Origin of the sequence: Streptomyces sp. NBC_01716, from assembly GCF_036248275.1 — a bacterium.
In the GTDB taxonomy this organism is placed as follows: Bacteria; Actinomycetota; Actinomycetes; order Streptomycetales; family Streptomycetaceae; genus Streptomyces.
The window spans coordinates 3,350,616-3,366,525 of sequence record NZ_CP109181.1; the positions used below are offsets into that span (position 1 = coordinate 3,350,616).

The 15,910-nt window shown below is 70.8% G+C and carries 15 protein-coding genes; 7 read left to right on the forward strand and 8 right to left on the reverse strand.

All coding sequences use genetic code 11. From position 1 onward, the window contains the following. Positions 1-135: 135 nt before the first annotated feature. Positions 136-1,398: a nucleotide sugar dehydrogenase gene (locus OIE74_RS14450; RefSeq protein WP_329382949.1), complete on the forward strand. Its 1,263-nt coding sequence runs from the start codon at positions 136-138 to the stop codon at positions 1,396-1,398. A gap of 115 nt (positions 1,399-1,513) precedes the next feature. Then, positions 1,514-2,002, forward strand: coding sequence for a hypothetical protein (locus OIE74_RS14455; RefSeq protein WP_329382952.1), 489 nt, complete (start codon positions 1,514-1,516; stop codon positions 2,000-2,002). 73 nt (positions 2,003-2,075) lie between these two features. Here OIE74_RS14455 and OIE74_RS14460 read toward each other — a convergent pair whose 3' ends face one another. The 4 genes from OIE74_RS14460 to OIE74_RS14475 form a co-directional block, all read right to left on the reverse strand. Further along, positions 2,076-3,200: a GuaB3 family IMP dehydrogenase-related protein gene (locus tag OIE74_RS14460; RefSeq protein ID WP_329382954.1), complete on the reverse strand. Its 1,125-nt coding sequence runs from the start codon at positions 3,198-3,200 to the stop codon at positions 2,076-2,078. 114 nt (positions 3,201-3,314) lie between these two features. Next, positions 3,315-4,817, reverse strand: coding sequence for an IMP dehydrogenase (gene guaB, locus OIE74_RS14465; RefSeq protein WP_329382958.1), 1,503 nt, complete (start codon positions 4,815-4,817; stop codon positions 3,315-3,317). Positions 4,818-4,935: 118 nt separating this feature from the next. Next, positions 4,936-5,511 carry a sigma-70 family RNA polymerase sigma factor gene (locus tag OIE74_RS14470; RefSeq protein ID WP_189107598.1) on the reverse strand — a complete coding sequence of 192 codons (576 nt, stop codon included), beginning with the start codon at positions 5,509-5,511 and terminating at the stop codon, positions 4,936-4,938. Positions 5,512-5,789: 278 nt separating this feature from the next. Then, a complete protein-coding gene (locus OIE74_RS14475; RefSeq protein WP_003948568.1) occupies positions 5,790-6,401 on the reverse strand; it encodes a response regulator transcription factor in 612 nt (203 codons plus the stop codon). 439 nt (positions 6,402-6,840) lie between these two features. Between OIE74_RS14475 and OIE74_RS14480 the strand changes: the two genes are divergently transcribed. Beyond that, positions 6,841-7,164, forward strand: coding sequence for a WhiB family transcriptional regulator (locus OIE74_RS14480; protein WP_329382964.1), 324 nt, complete (start codon positions 6,841-6,843; stop codon positions 7,162-7,164). 131 nt (positions 7,165-7,295) lie between these two features. Here the strand turns inward: OIE74_RS14480 and OIE74_RS14485 are convergent, their stop codons facing one another. Beyond that, positions 7,296-8,192, reverse strand: a complete 897-nt coding sequence (locus OIE74_RS14485) for a LysR family transcriptional regulator (RefSeq protein WP_329382966.1) — start codon at positions 8,190-8,192, stop codon at positions 7,296-7,298. A 94-nt stretch (positions 8,193-8,286) separates the two neighbouring features. Between OIE74_RS14485 and OIE74_RS14490 the strand changes: the two genes are divergently transcribed. From OIE74_RS14490 to OIE74_RS14500, 3 genes are all read left to right on the forward strand, one after another. Next, the gene (locus OIE74_RS14490; RefSeq protein WP_329382969.1) at positions 8,287-9,024 is read left to right on the forward strand and encodes an MOSC domain-containing protein; all 738 of its coding nucleotides are present in this window, start codon (positions 8,287-8,289) and stop codon (positions 9,022-9,024) included. Between the two features lie 122 nt (positions 9,025-9,146). Continuing rightward, positions 9,147-9,944 carry an SDR family NAD(P)-dependent oxidoreductase gene (locus OIE74_RS14495; RefSeq protein WP_329382972.1) on the forward strand — a complete coding sequence of 266 codons (798 nt, stop codon included), beginning with the start codon at positions 9,147-9,149 and terminating at the stop codon, positions 9,942-9,944. A gap of 68 nt (positions 9,945-10,012) precedes the next feature. After that, positions 10,013-11,047, forward strand: a complete 1,035-nt coding sequence (locus OIE74_RS14500; RefSeq protein ID WP_329382975.1) for a hydroxyacid dehydrogenase — start codon at positions 10,013-10,015, stop codon at positions 11,045-11,047. Positions 11,048-11,130: 83 nt separating this feature from the next. Here the strand turns inward: OIE74_RS14500 and groL are convergent, their stop codons facing one another. The 3 genes from groL to OIE74_RS14515 all read right to left on the reverse strand — a co-directional run bounded on the left by groL (position 11,131) and on the right by OIE74_RS14515 (position 14,453). After that, positions 11,131-12,756 carry a chaperonin GroEL gene (groL, locus tag OIE74_RS14505; protein WP_329382978.1) on the reverse strand — a complete coding sequence of 542 codons (1,626 nt, stop codon included), beginning with the start codon at positions 12,754-12,756 and terminating at the stop codon, positions 11,131-11,133. A gap of 98 nt (positions 12,757-12,854) precedes the next feature. After that, positions 12,855-13,163 carry a co-chaperone GroES gene (gene groES, locus OIE74_RS14510; RefSeq protein WP_189107608.1) on the reverse strand — a complete coding sequence of 103 codons (309 nt, stop codon included), beginning with the start codon at positions 13,161-13,163 and terminating at the stop codon, positions 12,855-12,857. A gap of 240 nt (positions 13,164-13,403) precedes the next feature. Continuing rightward, positions 13,404-14,453 (reverse strand): polysaccharide deacetylase family protein, encoded by a 1,050-nt coding sequence (locus OIE74_RS14515; protein ID WP_443076113.1) that lies wholly within the window; start codon positions 14,451-14,453, stop codon positions 13,404-13,406. A gap of 57 nt (positions 14,454-14,510) precedes the next feature. Here OIE74_RS14515 and OIE74_RS14520 point away from each other — a divergent pair, with 57 nt between their 5' ends. Further along, positions 14,511-15,806, forward strand: a complete 1,296-nt coding sequence (locus OIE74_RS14520) for a class I SAM-dependent methyltransferase (protein ID WP_329382984.1) — start codon at positions 14,511-14,513, stop codon at positions 15,804-15,806. Positions 15,807-15,910 lie beyond the last annotated feature (104 nt).

Here is a 15,910-nt window from a genome sequence, read left to right on the forward strand (position 1 = left end):
ACATGTCACTCAATGTCCGGCCATGTAATGACGCATATCGGTCATATTTACGCCTAGTCTGACATTGCACTCGCTCGTTCTGTCCACAGGGGTTGCGCCCTCTGTCTCCTCCGGTTAAGGGAAAGGACGGCCCACATGCCCGCAGACCTCGCCGTCATCGGACTCGGCCATCTCGGCCTCCCCCTCGCCCAGGCCGCCGTGGCCGCCGGCATCGAGACCATCGGCTACGACTCCGATCCACGGCCCGTCGCCGAACTGGCGGCGGGCCGCACCCCGGTCGACGGCTCACTCACCGCCTCCGACGTGCGCCGTATGCTCTCCGGCGGCTTCCGGCCCACCACCAACCCGACCGAACTGGGCCGGGTCCGTACCGCCGTCATCTGCGCGCCCACCCCTCTCGGGCCCGACCGCACGCTGGACCTCACCGCCGTCGGCGAGGCCGCGCGCGCCCTGGCCGCCCGGCTGCGCCCGCACACCACCGTGCTCCTCGAATCACCGGCGGGCCCCGGCACCACGGAGGGGTTCCTGCGCACGATCCTGGAAGAGGGCTCGGGCCTGCGCGCCGGACGCGACTTCCACCTCGCGTACTCCCCCGGCCGTCTCGACCCCGGCCACCGCACCCACGGCCTCACCAACACCCCCAAGGTGATCGGCGGACTCACCCCGGCCTGCACCGAATCGGCCGCCACCTTCTACGGACGCCTCACCGACAAGGTGGTCCGCGCGCGCGGTCCGCGCGAGGCCGAGACCGTCAAGCTCCTCGAAACCAACTTCAGACACGTCAACATCGCCCTGGTCAACGAGATGGCCGTGCTCTGCCACGACCTCGGCGTCGACCTCTGGGACGTCATCCGGTGCGCCGAGACCAAGCCGTTCGGCTTCCAGGCCTTCCGCCCCGGCCCCGGCGTGGGCGGCCACGGCGTCCCCATGGACCCCAGCTATCTGCCGCACGCGGGCCGCACCCCCGGCCACCCGCTGCGCATGGTCGGCCTCGCCCAGGAGATCAACACGCGCATGCCGCAGTACGTCATCCAGCGCTGCGCCACGCTCCTCAACGAGCACGGCAAGTCCGCGCGGGGCGCCCGCGTCCTGCTGCTCGGCGTCACCTACAAGCAGGACCACGCCGACCAGGAGAGCTCACCGGCCACCGAGATCGCCTGCCGGCTGATGGACCTGGGCGCGACCGTCAGCTACCACGACCCGTACGTCCACGACTGGCGCGTACGCGATCTGCCCGTCCCGCGCGCCGACTCTCTTTACGAGGCCGCGGCGCAGGCCGATCTGACGGTGCTGCTCCAGCACCACCGTACGTACGACCTCCAAGGCCTCGCCGTGAAGGCGCAGTTGCTGCTCGACACCCGGGGAGCGAGCCCGGCGGGCGCCGCGCACCGGCTCTGAGACGGCGGCCCACCCACCTTCCAGGACCGGGCAATTGCCTGGGGCGGTGTCGTACCCGCCTGCTATGGTCCAGGGCGCTCGCACAACGGTGCGAGCTTTCCTTGGGGGATTCTTCATGAGCCAGTCATTCCAGCCGCCCGGAAACCCGTTCGCCGGCGGCCCCGTCCCGCCCGGCCCCGGCAACCCCTTCGCGCCGGCCCCGCCGGTCCGCGACAACGTGGGCCTCGGGCTGGGAGCGGCGGCCGTCACCGCGATCGCCGCCGCCGCGATCTACGGCGGCATCGCCGGTGCGATCGAGAGCGAGATCGGCTTCGCCGCCATCGCTGTCGGCTTCGTCATCGGTCTGGTCGCGGGCAAGGTCGGTGGCCGCAACCCGATCCTCGCCGTCGCCAGCGCCGTGTTCGCCCTGGCCGCCGTCTACCTCGGCCAGATCTTCGGCATCGCGATCATCGGGGCCGAGGAGCTGGGTCTTTCGACGACAGAGATGCTCTTCGACCACTTCAGCCTCCTTACCGAAGCGTGGAACCAGGGCAAGGAAGCGATGACGTTCCTCTTCTTCGCCCTTGCCGCGTTCGCGGCCGTCTCGGCGGCCAAGAAGGCCTGATCGCGGGGCGGTTGCCGCCCCGCGCACACGAAGGTGCCCCGGACCGCGTACGGTCCGGGGCACCTTCGTACGTTCAGCGGCTGTGCTGCGAGTCCGCGACCGTCACCTCGACGCGCTGGAACTCCTTGAGTTCGCTGTAACCGGTCGTCGCCATCGCCCTCTTGAGCGCGCCGAAGAAGTTCATCGAGCCGTCCGGACTGTGCGACGGGCCCGTCAGGACCTCCTCCGTCGTGCCGACGACGCCCAGATCCACCAGCTTGCCGCGCGGCACGTCCTCGTGGACCGCCTCCATGCCCCAGTGGCGTCCCTTGCCCGGCGCGTCGCTCGCGCGCGCCAGCGGGGAGCCCATCATCACCGCGTCCGCGCCGCACGCGACGGCCTTGGGCAGGTCGCCGGACCAGCCCACGCCGCCGTCGGCGATCACGTGCACGTACCGCCCGCCGGACTCGTCCATGTAGTCGCGCCGCGCCGCGGCCACGTCGGCGACGGCGGTCGCCATCGGCACCTGGATGCCCAGCACGTTACGGGTGGTGTGCGCGGCCCCGCCGCCGAAGCCCACGAGCACACCGGCCGCGCCGGTCCGCATCAGGTGCAGCGAGGCGGTGTAGGTCGCGCAGCCGCCGACGATGACCGGGACGTCCAGCTCGTAGATGAACTGCTTCAGGTTCAGCGGCTCGGCCGCGCCCGACACGTGCTCGGCGGAGACCGTGGTCCCCCGGATGACGAAGATGTCCACCCCGGCGTCGACAACCGCCTTGGAGAACTGGGCGGTTCGCTGCGGCGACAGCGCGGCGGCCGTGACCACGCCCGAGTCGCGCACCTCCTTGATGCGCCGGCCGATCAGCTCCTCCTGGATCGGCGCGGCGTAGATCTCCTGGAGCCTGCGGTTGGCGGTCGCCCGGTCCAGCTCGGCGATCTCGTCCAGCAGCGGCTGCGGGTCCTCGTAACGGGTCCACAGACCTTCGAGGTTGAGCACGCCGAGACCGCCCAGTTCACCGATGCGGATCGCCGTGCTCGGCGAGACCACGGAGTCCATGGGGGCGGCCAGGAACGGCAGCTCGAAGCGGTAGGCGTCGATCTGCCAGGCGATCGAGACCTCCTTCGGGTCGCGGGTGCGCCGGCTGGGGACGACGGCGATGTCGTCGAAGGCGTACGCGCGGCGTCCGCGCTTGCCGCGGCCGATCTCGATCTCAGTCACGATGTATGGCCTTTCCTCTGCGTCTGCGGCTTCAGTATCCCCGACCCGCCCCGGCACACCCGTGAGGGGCGGCCCCGAATCGCGCGGGACCGCCCCTCACCGACGAGCCGGACGTCAGCGCCTGGTGTAGTTCGGCGCCTCGACCGTCATCTGGATGTCGTGCGGGTGGCTCTCCTTGAGACCCGCGGCCGTGATCCGGACGAACCGGCCCTTGCGCTCCATCTCGTCGATGGAGGCCGCGCCCACATATCCCATGGTCTGCCGCAGGCCGCCGATCAGTTGGTGCAGCACGGCGCTCAGGGGGCCGCGGTACGGCACCTGGCCCTCGATGCCCTCGGGGACCAGCTTGTCGTCCGCGGACACCTCGCCCTGGAAGTAACGGTCCTTCGAATACGAGCGGCCCTGACCGCGCGACTGCATCGCGCCCAGCGACCCCATGCCGCGGTACGACTTGAACTGCTTGCCGTTGATGAACTGGAGCTCACCCGGCGACTCCTCGCAGCCCGCGAGCAGGCTGCCGAGCATCACGGTGGAAGCGCCGGCCGCGAGAGCCTTGCCGATGTCGCCCGAGTACTGGAGGCCGCCGTCGCCGATGACCGGGACGCCCGCCGCCTGGCAGACCACCGCGGCCTCGTAGATCGCCGTGACCTGGGGGACGCCGATGCCGGCGACGACACGCGTCGTACAGATCGAGCCGGGGCCGACACCGACCTTCACGCCGTCCACGCCCGCGTCGATCAGTGCCTGGGCGCCGTCACGGGTCGCCACGTTCCCGCCGATGACATCCACCGGAACGCTCGACTTGATCTTGGACATCCAGCTCAGCGCGTTGCTGTTGTGACCGTGCGAGGTGTCCACGACCAGGAAGTCCACCCCGGCCGCGACCAGCGCCTGGGACCGCTCCAGCGCCTCGGGACTGGCGCCGACGGCCGCACCGACGAGCAGCCTGCCCTCGCCGTCCTTCGCCGCGTTCGGGTACTTCTCGGCCTTGACGAAGTCCTTGACCGTGATGAGGCCCTTGAGGAGGCCCTTGTCGTCGACGAGCGGAAGCTTCTCGATCTTGTGGCGGCGCAGCAGCTCCATGGCGTCCACACCGGAGATGCCGACCTTGCCGGTGACCAGCGGCATCGGCGTCATGACCTCGCGCACCTGGCGCGCACGGTCCGACTCGAAGGCCATGTCACGGTTGGTGACGATGCCGAGGAGCTTGCCGGCGGCGTCGGTGACCGGGACGCCGCTGATCCGGAACTTGGCGCAGAGCTCGTCGGCCTCCGCGAGCGTCGCGTCGGGGCCGACCGTGATCGGGTCGGTGACCATGCCGGACTCGGAGCGCTTCACGAGGTCGACCTGGTTGGCCTGGTCGGCGATGGAGAGATTGCGGTGCAGCACGCCCACGCCGCCCTGCCGCGCCATGGCGATCGCCATCCGGGCCTCGGTGACCTTGTCCATCGCGGCGGAGAGCAGGGGCAGGTTCACCCTGACGTTCCGGGAGACCAGGGACGTGGTGTCCACCTCGTTCGGCAGGACCTCCGAAGCGCCGGGCAGCAGCAGCACGTCGTCGTATGTCAGCCCGAGCGTCGCGAACTTCTCAGGCACTCCGTCGACGTTTGCAGTCATGACACCTTCCCCAAATGGCCTTGATCGGTGCGGATGTCCATGCTAACGGGAAGCGGAGGCGTCTCATTCCACGCTCCCGCACTCTCAGGAGGCGCCCGGGGCCGCCCGCCGGGTGCGGCTACTGCTCGGCGAGCGCGCGCAGTCTGCTGAGCGCGCGGTGCTGCGCGACCCGTACGGCGCCGGGCGACATCCCCAGCATCTGGCCGGTCTCCTCGGCGGTCAGCCCCACGGCGACCCGCAGGACGAGCAGTTCGCGCTGGTTGTCGGGGAGGTTGGCGAGGAGCTTCTTCGCCCACTCCGCGTCGCTGCTGAGCAGCGCGCGCTCCTCCGGGCCGAGGGAGTCGTCGGGCCGCTCGGGCATCTCGTCCGAGGGCACCGCCGTGGAGCCGGGGTGCCGCATGGCGGCCCGCTGGAGATCCGCGACCTTGTGCGCGGCGATGGCGAAGACGAAGGCCTCGAAGGGCCTGCCGGTGTCCCGGTAGCGGGGGAGCGCCATGAGGACGGCGACGCAGACCTCCTGTGCGAGGTCCTCCACGAAGTGGCGTGCGTCACCGGGCAGTCGGTTGAGCCGCGTGCGGCAGTAGCGCAGCGCGAGGGGATGCACATGGGCCAGAAGATCGTGCGTGGCCTGCCCGTCCCCCTCGACGGCACGGTGAACGAGCGCACCGATCACCGTGGTCTCGTCATCGCGCATCCGCCCATGGTGCCTCGGAGGCTGCCGATCCGTGGCACCACGTTCATAGTTGTGCACCGAAGCGTTATGAGCAGGTGCGCCGGAACTCATCTCCTGCGCCCTCCCCTTCCGCTCGCCCGACTCGTCCCCGAGGAACTCCACACCTCAAGGATGCGGCATCGGGCGGGAAACTGTGGCGTACGGGCACCGGTGACCCTCTCCGCCGCCCCGTCCGCCGCATGGGCAGACGGGGTTACGCGACTGTCCGGACGAGCCGCCCGGACGCCTCCGACCAGCGCCTAACGGACCAGACCCCAGCGGAATCCGAGGGCCACGGCGTGCGCGCGGTCCGATGCGCCGAGCTTCTTGAACAGCCGCCGGGCGTGTGTCTTGACCGTGTCCTCCGAGAGGAAGAGCTCGCGCCCGATCTCCGCGTTCGACCGGCCGTGGCTCATGCCTTCGAGCACCTGGATCTCACGCGCGGTGAGCGTGGGCGCCGCGCCCATCTCCGCCGACCTGAGCCGGCGCGGGGCGAGCCGCCACGTCGGGTCGGCGAGCGCCTGCGTGACCGTCGCGCGCAGCTCCGCGCGGGACGCGTCCTTGTGCAGATAGCCGCGGGCACCGGCGGCGACCGCGAGCGCGACCCCGTCCAGGTCCTCGGCGACCGTGAGCATGATGATCCGGGCGCCCGGGTCCGCGGACAGCAGCCGGCGAACGGTCTCGACGCCGCCCAGACCGGGCATGCGCACGTCCATCAGAATCAGGTCCGAGCGGTCCGCGCCCCAGCGGCGGAGGACTTCCTCACCGTTGGCCGCGGTCGTCACGCGCTCGACGCCGGGCACGGTCGCAACCGCGCGGCGCAGCGCCTCTCGGGCAAGCGGGGAGTCGTCACAGACGAGGACGGATGTCATGGCCGCCCTCCGCAGCTGATGCGCGTCACCTTGAGCCTCCAGGCTGAGTACATGTGGTCACCTGTGCGATTGACGCCATCGGACATGTGCCCGATCGCTTCTTCCTTCAACCGCCTCGCACACTCAACGACGGTCACTCGAAAGAGTTACGGGTCCGAAATCGCCCTCGGCACTCTACGTGAGGAGGCGCGCACAGAGCAGAGCCTCGCAGGTCACCGCTCGATCACGCTGAGCCATGCCCCATTTAGCGGCTTTTCTTCGCTTTTGCTGGTGTCTGTGGCTAGATTCCCAATGAGTCATATTTACATCTACTTACACAGGAGATGTACGGTCGTGAAGAGATGCGGTCGGCGCGTCGGGCTCATACCCGGCGCCGCGGGGTGCATCGCGCGCCCGGGCGACCCATATCCGCCTCCACGGATGCAAGGGGACATGAGCAATGGCAGATTTCTCCCGTCTTCCCGGACCGAACGCAGATCTGTGGGACTGGCAGCTCCTCGCGGCCTGTCGCGGCGTCGACAGTTCGCTGTTCTTTCACCCGGAGGGAGAGAGGGGCGCGGCCCGCAGCGCCCGCGAAACCTCGGCCAAAGAGGTGTGCATGAGATGCCCGGTCCGCGCGCAGTGCGCGGCGCACGCGCTGGCGGTGCGGGAGCCGTACGGCGTGTGGGGCGGGCTGACGGAGGACGAACGCGAAGAACTGATGGGGCGCGCACGCACCCGGTTGATCGCGACCACGGGGGCGAACGGGTCGGGGCGCGCCTGACCTGCGACAAACATTACGCAGAAACGTTTCTGCACTGACGCTTCCGCATCGACCGCGCACCGCGCGCGGCTCGGATCACCGCGCTCCCGTCACGGCGGGAGCGGGGGCAGGGGGAGGGGAAGGGAAGGGCGTCAGCGCGAAGCGGCCCGTTCCAGTTGATCCAGCGTCGCCGCCACCGCCGGGACCCGTGCCAGATCGGGCAGGGTGAGCGCGACGATCTCCCGCCGCACCGCGGGGTCGACGGTGACCGTACGGGCGGCCTTCGGCAGCACCGACTCCATCGCCAGCTCCGGCAGGAACGCGACCCCGAGTCCGGCCCCGACCAGGCCGATCACCGCGGGGTAGTCGTCCGTCGCGAAGTCGATACGGGGGGTGAAGCCCGCCTTCGCGCAGGCTTCCACCAGTTGGTGCCGGCAGCGCGGACAGCCCGCGATCCAGGACTCGTCGGCGAGGTCCGCGATGGAGACGGCGGCGGCCCCGGCCAGCCGGTGCTTCTCCGGGAGCAGCCCCACCAGCCGGTCGGTCAGCAGCGGGCGTACGACCAGGTCGTCCCACTCCCCGGCGCCGCCGGTGGAGCCGTAACGGAACGCCAGCGCCACGTCGCAGTCGCCGTCGCGCAGCATCTCGACGGAGCGTGGCGGCTCCGCGTCGACGAGCGAGACGCGGGTGCCGGGGTGCGCGGCGCGCAGGGCGGCCAGTGCGGCGGGGACGAGCGTGGAGCTGCCGCTCGGGAACGAGACCAGCCGGACCCGGCCGGCGCGCAGGCCCGCGATGGCGGCGACCTCCTCCTCGGCGGCGGTGAGTCCGGACAGGATGCCCGCCGCGTGCCGTACGAGCACTTCGCCGGCCTGGGTGAGGCGCATCGCGCGGCTGGTCCTGATCAGCAGGGTCGTACCGACCGAGGCTTCGAGGACCTTCATCTGCTGGCTGACGGCGGGCTGGGTGCAGCCCAGTTCCCGCGCCGCGGCGGAGAACGAGCCGGTGGTGGCGACGGCACGCAGGACACGGAGATGACGGGCTTCGATCACCCCGCAAACATAAGGGAAACTTGGGGGCCCGGGGAAATTCGGGGCGGCACATTTGGGAGGCCCCCGACCGGGGCGGCGCGTTAGCGTTCCTGGCATGAGAGTTCTGACCGTGAATGTGGGACGTGCCAAGACCGTCGCGTACACGGACGCGCCCGGCGGCGCGACCGGTATCGACAAGCAGCCGGTGGACGGCCCGGTCGCGGTGCGCGATCCCGGCCGCAAGGGCACGGGCGCGAGCGGTCTCGTCGGGGACACGGTGTGCGATCTGCGCCATCACGGCGGCAGCGACCAGGCCGTGTACGTGTACGCGCGGGAGGATCTGGATTTCTGGGAGCGGGAGTTGGGGCGTCCGCTGGCCAACGGCTGCTTCGGCGAGAACCTCACGACAGCCGGTCTCGATCTCAACGGGACGCTGATCGGCGAGCGTTGGCGGGTCGGCCCCGATCTGGTGCTGGAGGCGACGAGCGGGCGGGTCCCGTGCCGTACGTTCGCGGGCCGGCTCGGTGAGAAGGGGTGGGTCAGGCGGTTCACCCGGCAGGGGGTCACCGGGGCGTACTTCCGGGTCGTGGTGCCCGGCGAGGTCCGGGCGGGCGACCCGGTCGAGATCGTGCACCGGCCCGAGCACGAGGTGACGGTGGCTCTCGCCTTCCGGGCCGCGACCACCGAGCGCGAGCTGCTGCCGAGGGTGCTGGCCGCCGGAGAGGCCCTGCACACCGAGGAGTTGAGGACCGCGCGGGAGTACGTGGCGAGGTACGGCGACGGGACGGCCGGGGCCGCGACGGTCCCCGGTCAGACGGACGGAACCGCCGACGAGAGCGCCGAGGTGGTGTGACTCCCGGAAACGACAACAGGGCGGGAAGCGGTGTGCCGGGGGCGCCCGGTGGTGGGCGGGGGCGCCTTCCGGTGACCGGACGGCCGTTCGCGCCGGGCGCGCGACCGTCTAACGTGCCGCCTATGACGACTGCTTTGATTACGGGCGCCACAGCGGGTATCGGCGCCGCGTTCGCGCGGCGGCTGGCGGCGGGCGGGACCTCCGGCGGGGTGGGAAGCGGCCACAATCTGGTGCTGGTCGCACGTGACACCGAGCGCCTTCAGCACCAGGCGACCGAACTCCACGACCTGCACGGCATCGAGGCCGAGGTGCTGACCGCCGATCTCTCCACGGACCTGGGGATCGCGGCGGTCGAGGAGCGTCTGGGCGACCTCAAGCACCCGGTCGATCTGCTGGTCAACAACGCGGGGTTCGGGAACAAGGGCCGGTTCCTGGACGTGTCGATGGCCGACGAGCTGACGATGCTGAAGGTGCACTGCGAGGCGGTGCTGCGGCTGACGTCGGCGGCCGTCGTCGGAATGCGGGAGCGCGGGCGCGGCGGGGTGGTGAACGTGTCGTCGGTGGCCGCTTTCCTGCCGCGCGGGACGTACGGCGCGTCGAAGGCATGGGTCGTGCAGTTCACGGAGGGCGCCGCGCGGGACCTGGAGGGGACCGGGGTACGGCTGATGGCGCTCTGCCCCGGCTTCACGCGCACGGAGTTCCACGACCGGGCGGGGATGGGGACGGACAGGATCCCCAACTGGATGTGGCTGGACGCCGACAAACTGGTGACCGCGGCGCTGACCGATCTGGCGCGTGGCAAGACGGTGTCGGTGCCGGACCCGCGGTACAAGGCCCTGATGGGCGCGGTGAAGCTGGCGCCGCGGGGGCTGCTCGGCGGGGTGACGTCGAAGACTGGACGGAAGTACGGGCCGCGATAGCGGCGGGACCCGCCGGTCCGGCCCGCCGTACCACCCACGCCGACCCCACGAGGAGAGCGACTTCCACCATGCACGACGCCACTGACAATCGGCCTTCGGCGCTGCTCTCGATGGGTCCGGGCATCGCGGAGCGGCTGTTCTCCCCCGCTCATCTCTCCCGGCTGACCAGCCTCGTACGCACCGATCCGCGACGTGTCGCCCACACCCTGACCGGCCCCGGTCTCGACCCCGCCGTCGCCGCCGCGCTCGCCGACGCCGAACTGCTGATCACCTGCTGGGGCGCGCCACCGCTGACGGCCGAGGTCCTCGACGCCGCACCGCGGCTGCGCGCCGTCGTACACGCGGCGGGAACGGTCAAGCACCACATCACGGACGCCTGCTGGGAGCGGGGCATCGCGGTCACATCGGCGGCGGCGGCCAACGCCGAGCCCGTCGCCGAGTACACGCTGGCCGCGATCCTCTTCGCGGGCAAGCGGGTCCTTCACTCGGCCCACCGCCACCGGGAGCTGCGCGCCCCCCACGACTGGCACCAGGAGCTGAGCGGGGCGGGCAACTACCGCCGTACGGTCGGCATCGTCGGCGCGTCCCGGATCGGCCGCCGGGTGATCGAGCTGCTGCGGCCGTTCGACCTCGACGTCCTGCTGTACGACCCGTACATCGACACCGCCGCCGCCGAGGCTCTCGGTGTCGAGCAGATGGCGCTGATCGAGCTGTGCGCGCGGAGCCAGGTGGTGTCGGTCCACGCTCCGCAGGTCCCGGCCACCCACCGGATGATCGGCGCCGCGCAGCTCGCGGCGATGCCCGACGGGGCCACGCTGATCAACACCGCGCGGGGCTCGCTGATCGACGAGGACGCGCTGCTGCCGCAGCTGGTCTCCGGCCGGCTGAGCGCGGTGCTCGACGTGACGGATCCCGAACCGCCGTCGGCCGACTCGCCGTTGTACGACCTGCCGAACGTGCTGCTGACCCCGCATGTCGCGGGCTCGCTGGGCGGAGAGGTCCACCGGATGACGGATCAGGCGCTGGACGAGGTGGAGCGGTACGCGAAGGGGCTGCCGTTCGAGGATCCCGTACATCCGTCGGCGCTGCCGCACTCGGCCTGAGCCGTACCCGGGAACGCGCCGAGGCCCGGCACCCCCGAAGGGGCGCCGGGCCTCGGCGCGTCTACCACGGAGAGCCGCTGGGCTCAGTGGCTGTGACCGTGGCCGCCCTGGCCGGCGTCGGCCTCTTCCTCGGCCGGCTTCTCGACGACCAGGGTCTCGGTCGTGAGGAGCAGCGCGGCGATGGAAGCGGCGTTCTCCAGCGCGGAACGGGTGACCTTGACCGGGTCGTTGACGCCGGCCTTCACCAGGTCGACGTACTCGCCGGTCGATGCGTTGAAGCCGTGGCCCTTGTCGAGCTCGGCGACCTTCGCGGTGATGACGTAGCCCTCAAGACCGGCGTTCTCGGCGATCCAGCGCAGCGGCTCGACCACGGCGCGGCGGACGACCGCGACACCGGTGGCCTCGTCGCCCGTCTTGCCGAGGTTGTCGCCCAGCACCTTGGCGGCGTGCACCAGGGCGGAGCCACCACCGGAGACGATGCCCTCCTCGACCGCGGCGCGGGTCGCGGAGATGGCGTCCTCCAGACGGTGCTTCTTCTCCTTGAGCTCGACCTCGGTCGCGGCGCCGACCTTGATCACGCACACGCCGCCGGCCAGCTTCGCGAGGCGCTCCTGGAGCTTCTCGCGGTCCCAGTCGGAGTCCGTGGCCTCGATCTCGGCCTTGATCTGGTTGACGCGGCCGGCGACCTCGGTGCTCTCGCCACCGCCGTCGACGATCGTGGTGTCGTCCTTGGAGACCGTGACGCGGCGGGCGGTGCCCAGCACGTCGAGACCGGCCTGGTCGAGCTTGAGGCCGACCTCCTCGGCGATGACGGTCGCGCCCGTGAGGGTGGCGATGTCGCCGAGCATGGCCTTGCGGCGGTCACCGAAGCCGGGGGCCTTCACCGCGACGGCGTTGAACGTGCCGCGGATCTTGTTGACGACGAGGGTGGAGAGCGCCTCGCCCTCGACGTCCTCGGCGATGATCAGCAGCGGCCGGGAGCCGCCCGCCTGGATGACCTTCTCCAGCAGCGGGAGCATGTCCTGGATGGAGCCGATCTTGCCCTGGTTGATCAGGATGTACGGGTCGTCGAGGACGGCCTCCATACGCTCCTGGTCGGTCACCATGTACGGCGAGAGGTAGCCCTTGTCGAAGGCCATGCCCTCGGTGAACTCCAGCTCCAGGCCGAAGGTGTTGGACTCCTCGACGGTGATGACACCGTCCTTGCCGACCTTGTCCATCGCCTCGGCGATGAGCTCGCCGACCTGCGGGTCCTGGGCGGAGAGCCCGGCGACCGCGGCGATGTCGGCCTTGTCGTCGATCGGACGGGCCGTGTCCAGCAGCTCCTTGGAGACGGCGGCGACGGCCGCGTCGATGCCCTTCTTCAGGGCGGCCGGGGAGGCGCCGGCGGCGACGTTGCGCAGGCCCTCGCGGACCAGCGCCTGGGCCAGCACGGTGGCGGTGGTGGTGCCGTCACCCGCGATGTCGTTGGTCTTGGTCGCCACCTCCTTCACGAGCTGGGCGCCGAGGTTTTCGTACGGGTCGTCGAGCTCGACCTCGCGGGCGATGGTGACACCGTCGTTGGTGATGGTCGGCGCGCCGAACTTCTTGTCGATGACGACGTTGCGGCCCTTGGGGCCGATCGTCACCTTCACCGTGTCGGCAAGCTTGTTGACGCCGCGCTCAAGGGCGCGACGGGCGTCCTCGTCGAACTTCAGGATCTTCGCCATGGGAGCTTTCTCTTGTCCTCTCGAACGAACAACGAACTACGCCCCGGGCCGCCCGGCGATGCGGGGGCCAGGGGCGCAGCTCACAGCGGACTGTGGAATTACTTCTCGATGATCGCGAGCACGTCGCGAGCCGAGAGGACGAGGTACTCCTCGCCCGTGTACTTCACCTCAGTACCGCCGTACTTGCTGTACAGAACGACGTCGCCGACGGAAACGTCGAGCGGAAGCCGCTCGCCGTTCTCGAAGCGACCCGGACCGACGGCCAGGACGACGCCCTCCTGGGGCTTCTCCTTGGCCGTGTCCGGAATAACCAGGCCAGAGGCCGTGGTCTGCTCTGCGTCGAGCGGCTGGACCACAATGCGGTCCTCGAGCGGCTTGATGGCAACCTTGGTGCTGGCGGTCGTCACGATCCGACCTCCCCCTTCGGAGATCTCACGGGGTTAACTGTCTGGGTGGCGCGACCGGGCTCGATCCGTCGTCGCGGGTGCCGGACCTGTCCTGTCACGCATTGGCACTCTCCAGTGGGGAGTGCCAGACATGACACTATGACCGCGATTAGCACTCGGTCAAGCTGAGTGCCAGTCGGGCCCCGCGCGCCGCCGCCGTCCGGCCCCCGTTCCGGGGCCCGAAGGGGCCGGTGAACCGGCTCAGACGTAGTCCTCCAGCTTCGCCACCGCGTACCCCTTGTCGGTGATCGTCTTCATGACGTGCCGGATCATGTCGGGCATCGAGCCCTTCCAGTCCTCCTTCCCGCGGAAATGCGTGAGGACGATGTCGCCGGGGTGCAGGTCCCGGTCCCACTCGCGCCACTCCATGTGGTCGGGGAACGCCTCGGACGACCACAGCGGAACCGCCTTGACGCCGCAGGACTTGGCGGCGCGCAGGGTGCGCGCGTCGTAGTTGCCGTACGGCGGCCGGAAAAGCGCGGGCCGCTTCCCGTACCGCTTCTCGATCTTCTCCTGCTGGCCGCAGATCTCCCGTTTCTGCTCCTTGTAGGAGAGCCCGGGGAGGTAGGGGTGGGTGAGGGTGTGGTTGTGCAGGGAGACACCGCGGGACTGCATCTTCTTGAAATAGGCGTAGTTGTCGTTGATGACGTAGTCGCTGAGGAAGGCGCTGTACGGGATCTTCAACTCGCCCATCATCCGCAGCAGTTCGGGGTCCTTCTCGGCGCCGTCGTCGATCGTCAGGAAGACGACCTTCTCCTTGGTCGGGACCCTGGTGAAGACCGGCGGCAGGGTCGCGCCGCCCGTGACCTCGAAGCCCTTGCGGGTGGTGATCCGGGGCTTCGCCGCGGGCGGCGGGGGTGCGGCGAGCGGGGTCTTGGCGAGCTTCCACTTCTTCGCGGCCACGGCGCGCAGCGCCTGGGACTTCGCCTGGGCCTGCGCCTGGGCTTCCGCCTGCGCCCTGACGGCAGCGGCGGCGTCGGCGTCGGCGTCGGCCTTCTTGCCGGCCCCGGCTCCCGGGGCGGGGCCGGCCCGGCCCGGTTTCTCCGGGGCCGACTCCACGGGTCCGCCACCACCGCCGCCACCGTCCCCGCTCCGGCCGCCGCCGCTGCCGTCGCGGTCGCCGGACTCACCCGCGCAGGCGGTGCCGAGCGCGGCGATCAGGAGTACGGCGGCGGCGGTGCGCACCCGCCGGCCGGGGTTCCTTTTCCTAGCCCCTGAGGCTTTATTGTCCTTTTGTCGTACTAGTTGCATGGCGTCGCATCCTGTCAGCGCCCGGCCCACGCACCCGGCAGACACCGCCGGGGAGCGATGACGGTCGCCCGGCTGGCCCACAATGACCCGGTGAACGACCGCACCCCCGCACCCCTGGCCCCGCTCCTCTCCGAGGAGGGCCAGGCCCTGCTCGCCGCCCTTCGCGACTACGACCCCGCCCAGGAGCTGGCCCTGGCGACCCGGCTGCGCCGTGACCACCCCGCCGAGCTGGTCTCGTCGGCGCTCGCGCAGGCCCGGCTGCGCCAGCGCGCGACCGCGAAGTTCGGCGAGCGCGACGCGTACCGCATGTACTTCACGCCCGACGGCGTCGAACAGGCCACCCGCACCTCGGTCGCCGCCCACCGCGCGGCCCGGTTCCGCGCCATCGGCGCCACGGGCGCGGGCCGCACGGGCGCCGGCCCGGCGCGGATCACCGACCTCTGCTGCGGCATCGGCGGCGACGCGATCGAGCTGGCCCGCGCGGGGTTCGCCGTGACCGCCGTCGACCGTTCTGCGGAGACCTGCGAGATCGCCGCGCACAACGTCCGTACGCTGGCGCCCGACGCCCCGCCGCCGACGGTCCTGTGCGCGGACGTCATGACGTACGACCCGCACACCGCGCCCGCTCCCGACGCTCTGTTCATCGACCCGGCGAGGCGCGGCGGCCGGGGGCGGATCTTCGATCCGGAGGCGTACTCACCGCCGCTGTCCTGGGCGATCGAGGCGGTACGGCGGGTCGGCGCCGGCGGCATCAAGATCGCGCCGGGCATCCCGCACGAACTGGTCCCCGGTGATTTCGAGGCCGAGTGGATCTCCGACGGCGGGGACGTGAAGGAGGCGGTGCTCTGGTACGACGCGAGCGCGCCCGGCGGCCCCGGCGCCCCCGGCCGGGTCGTGCCCGGCGCCCGGCGGGCCACCCTGCTCCCGGCCGGAGTCACCCTCACCGGGCGCGGGCTGCCGGACCCTCAGGTCAGGGCGGTCGGCCGCTATCTGTACGAGCCGGACGGCGCCGTCATCCGCGCCCATCTGGTCGCCGAGGCCGCCGACGAGCTGGCCGGCGGGCTGATCGACGAGACGATCGCGTACATCACGGCGGACGAGGTTCTCCCGACGCCGTACGCGACCGCGTACGAGATCACCGACGAGCTGCCGTTCAGCCTCAAGCGGCTCAAGGCCCTGCTCCGTGAGCGCGAGGTCGGCATCCTGACGGTCAAGAAGCGCGGCTCGCCGGTCGAACCGGAGGAGTTGCGGCGGAAGATGAAGCTCAAGGGCCGGAATTCGGCCACGGTCTTCCTCACCCGGGTCGCGGGCGCGCCGACCATGCTGCTCGGCCGGCCGGCCGGGAAGGCGTGAGTTCCGGCCCGTTCATGGCCGGAGTCCCACATCCCTGATCTTCGCCAATCACCCCGAACCCCCTTGCTCCAGAGCATATTTGAGAGGGTTTTGGTCCTCTGGGC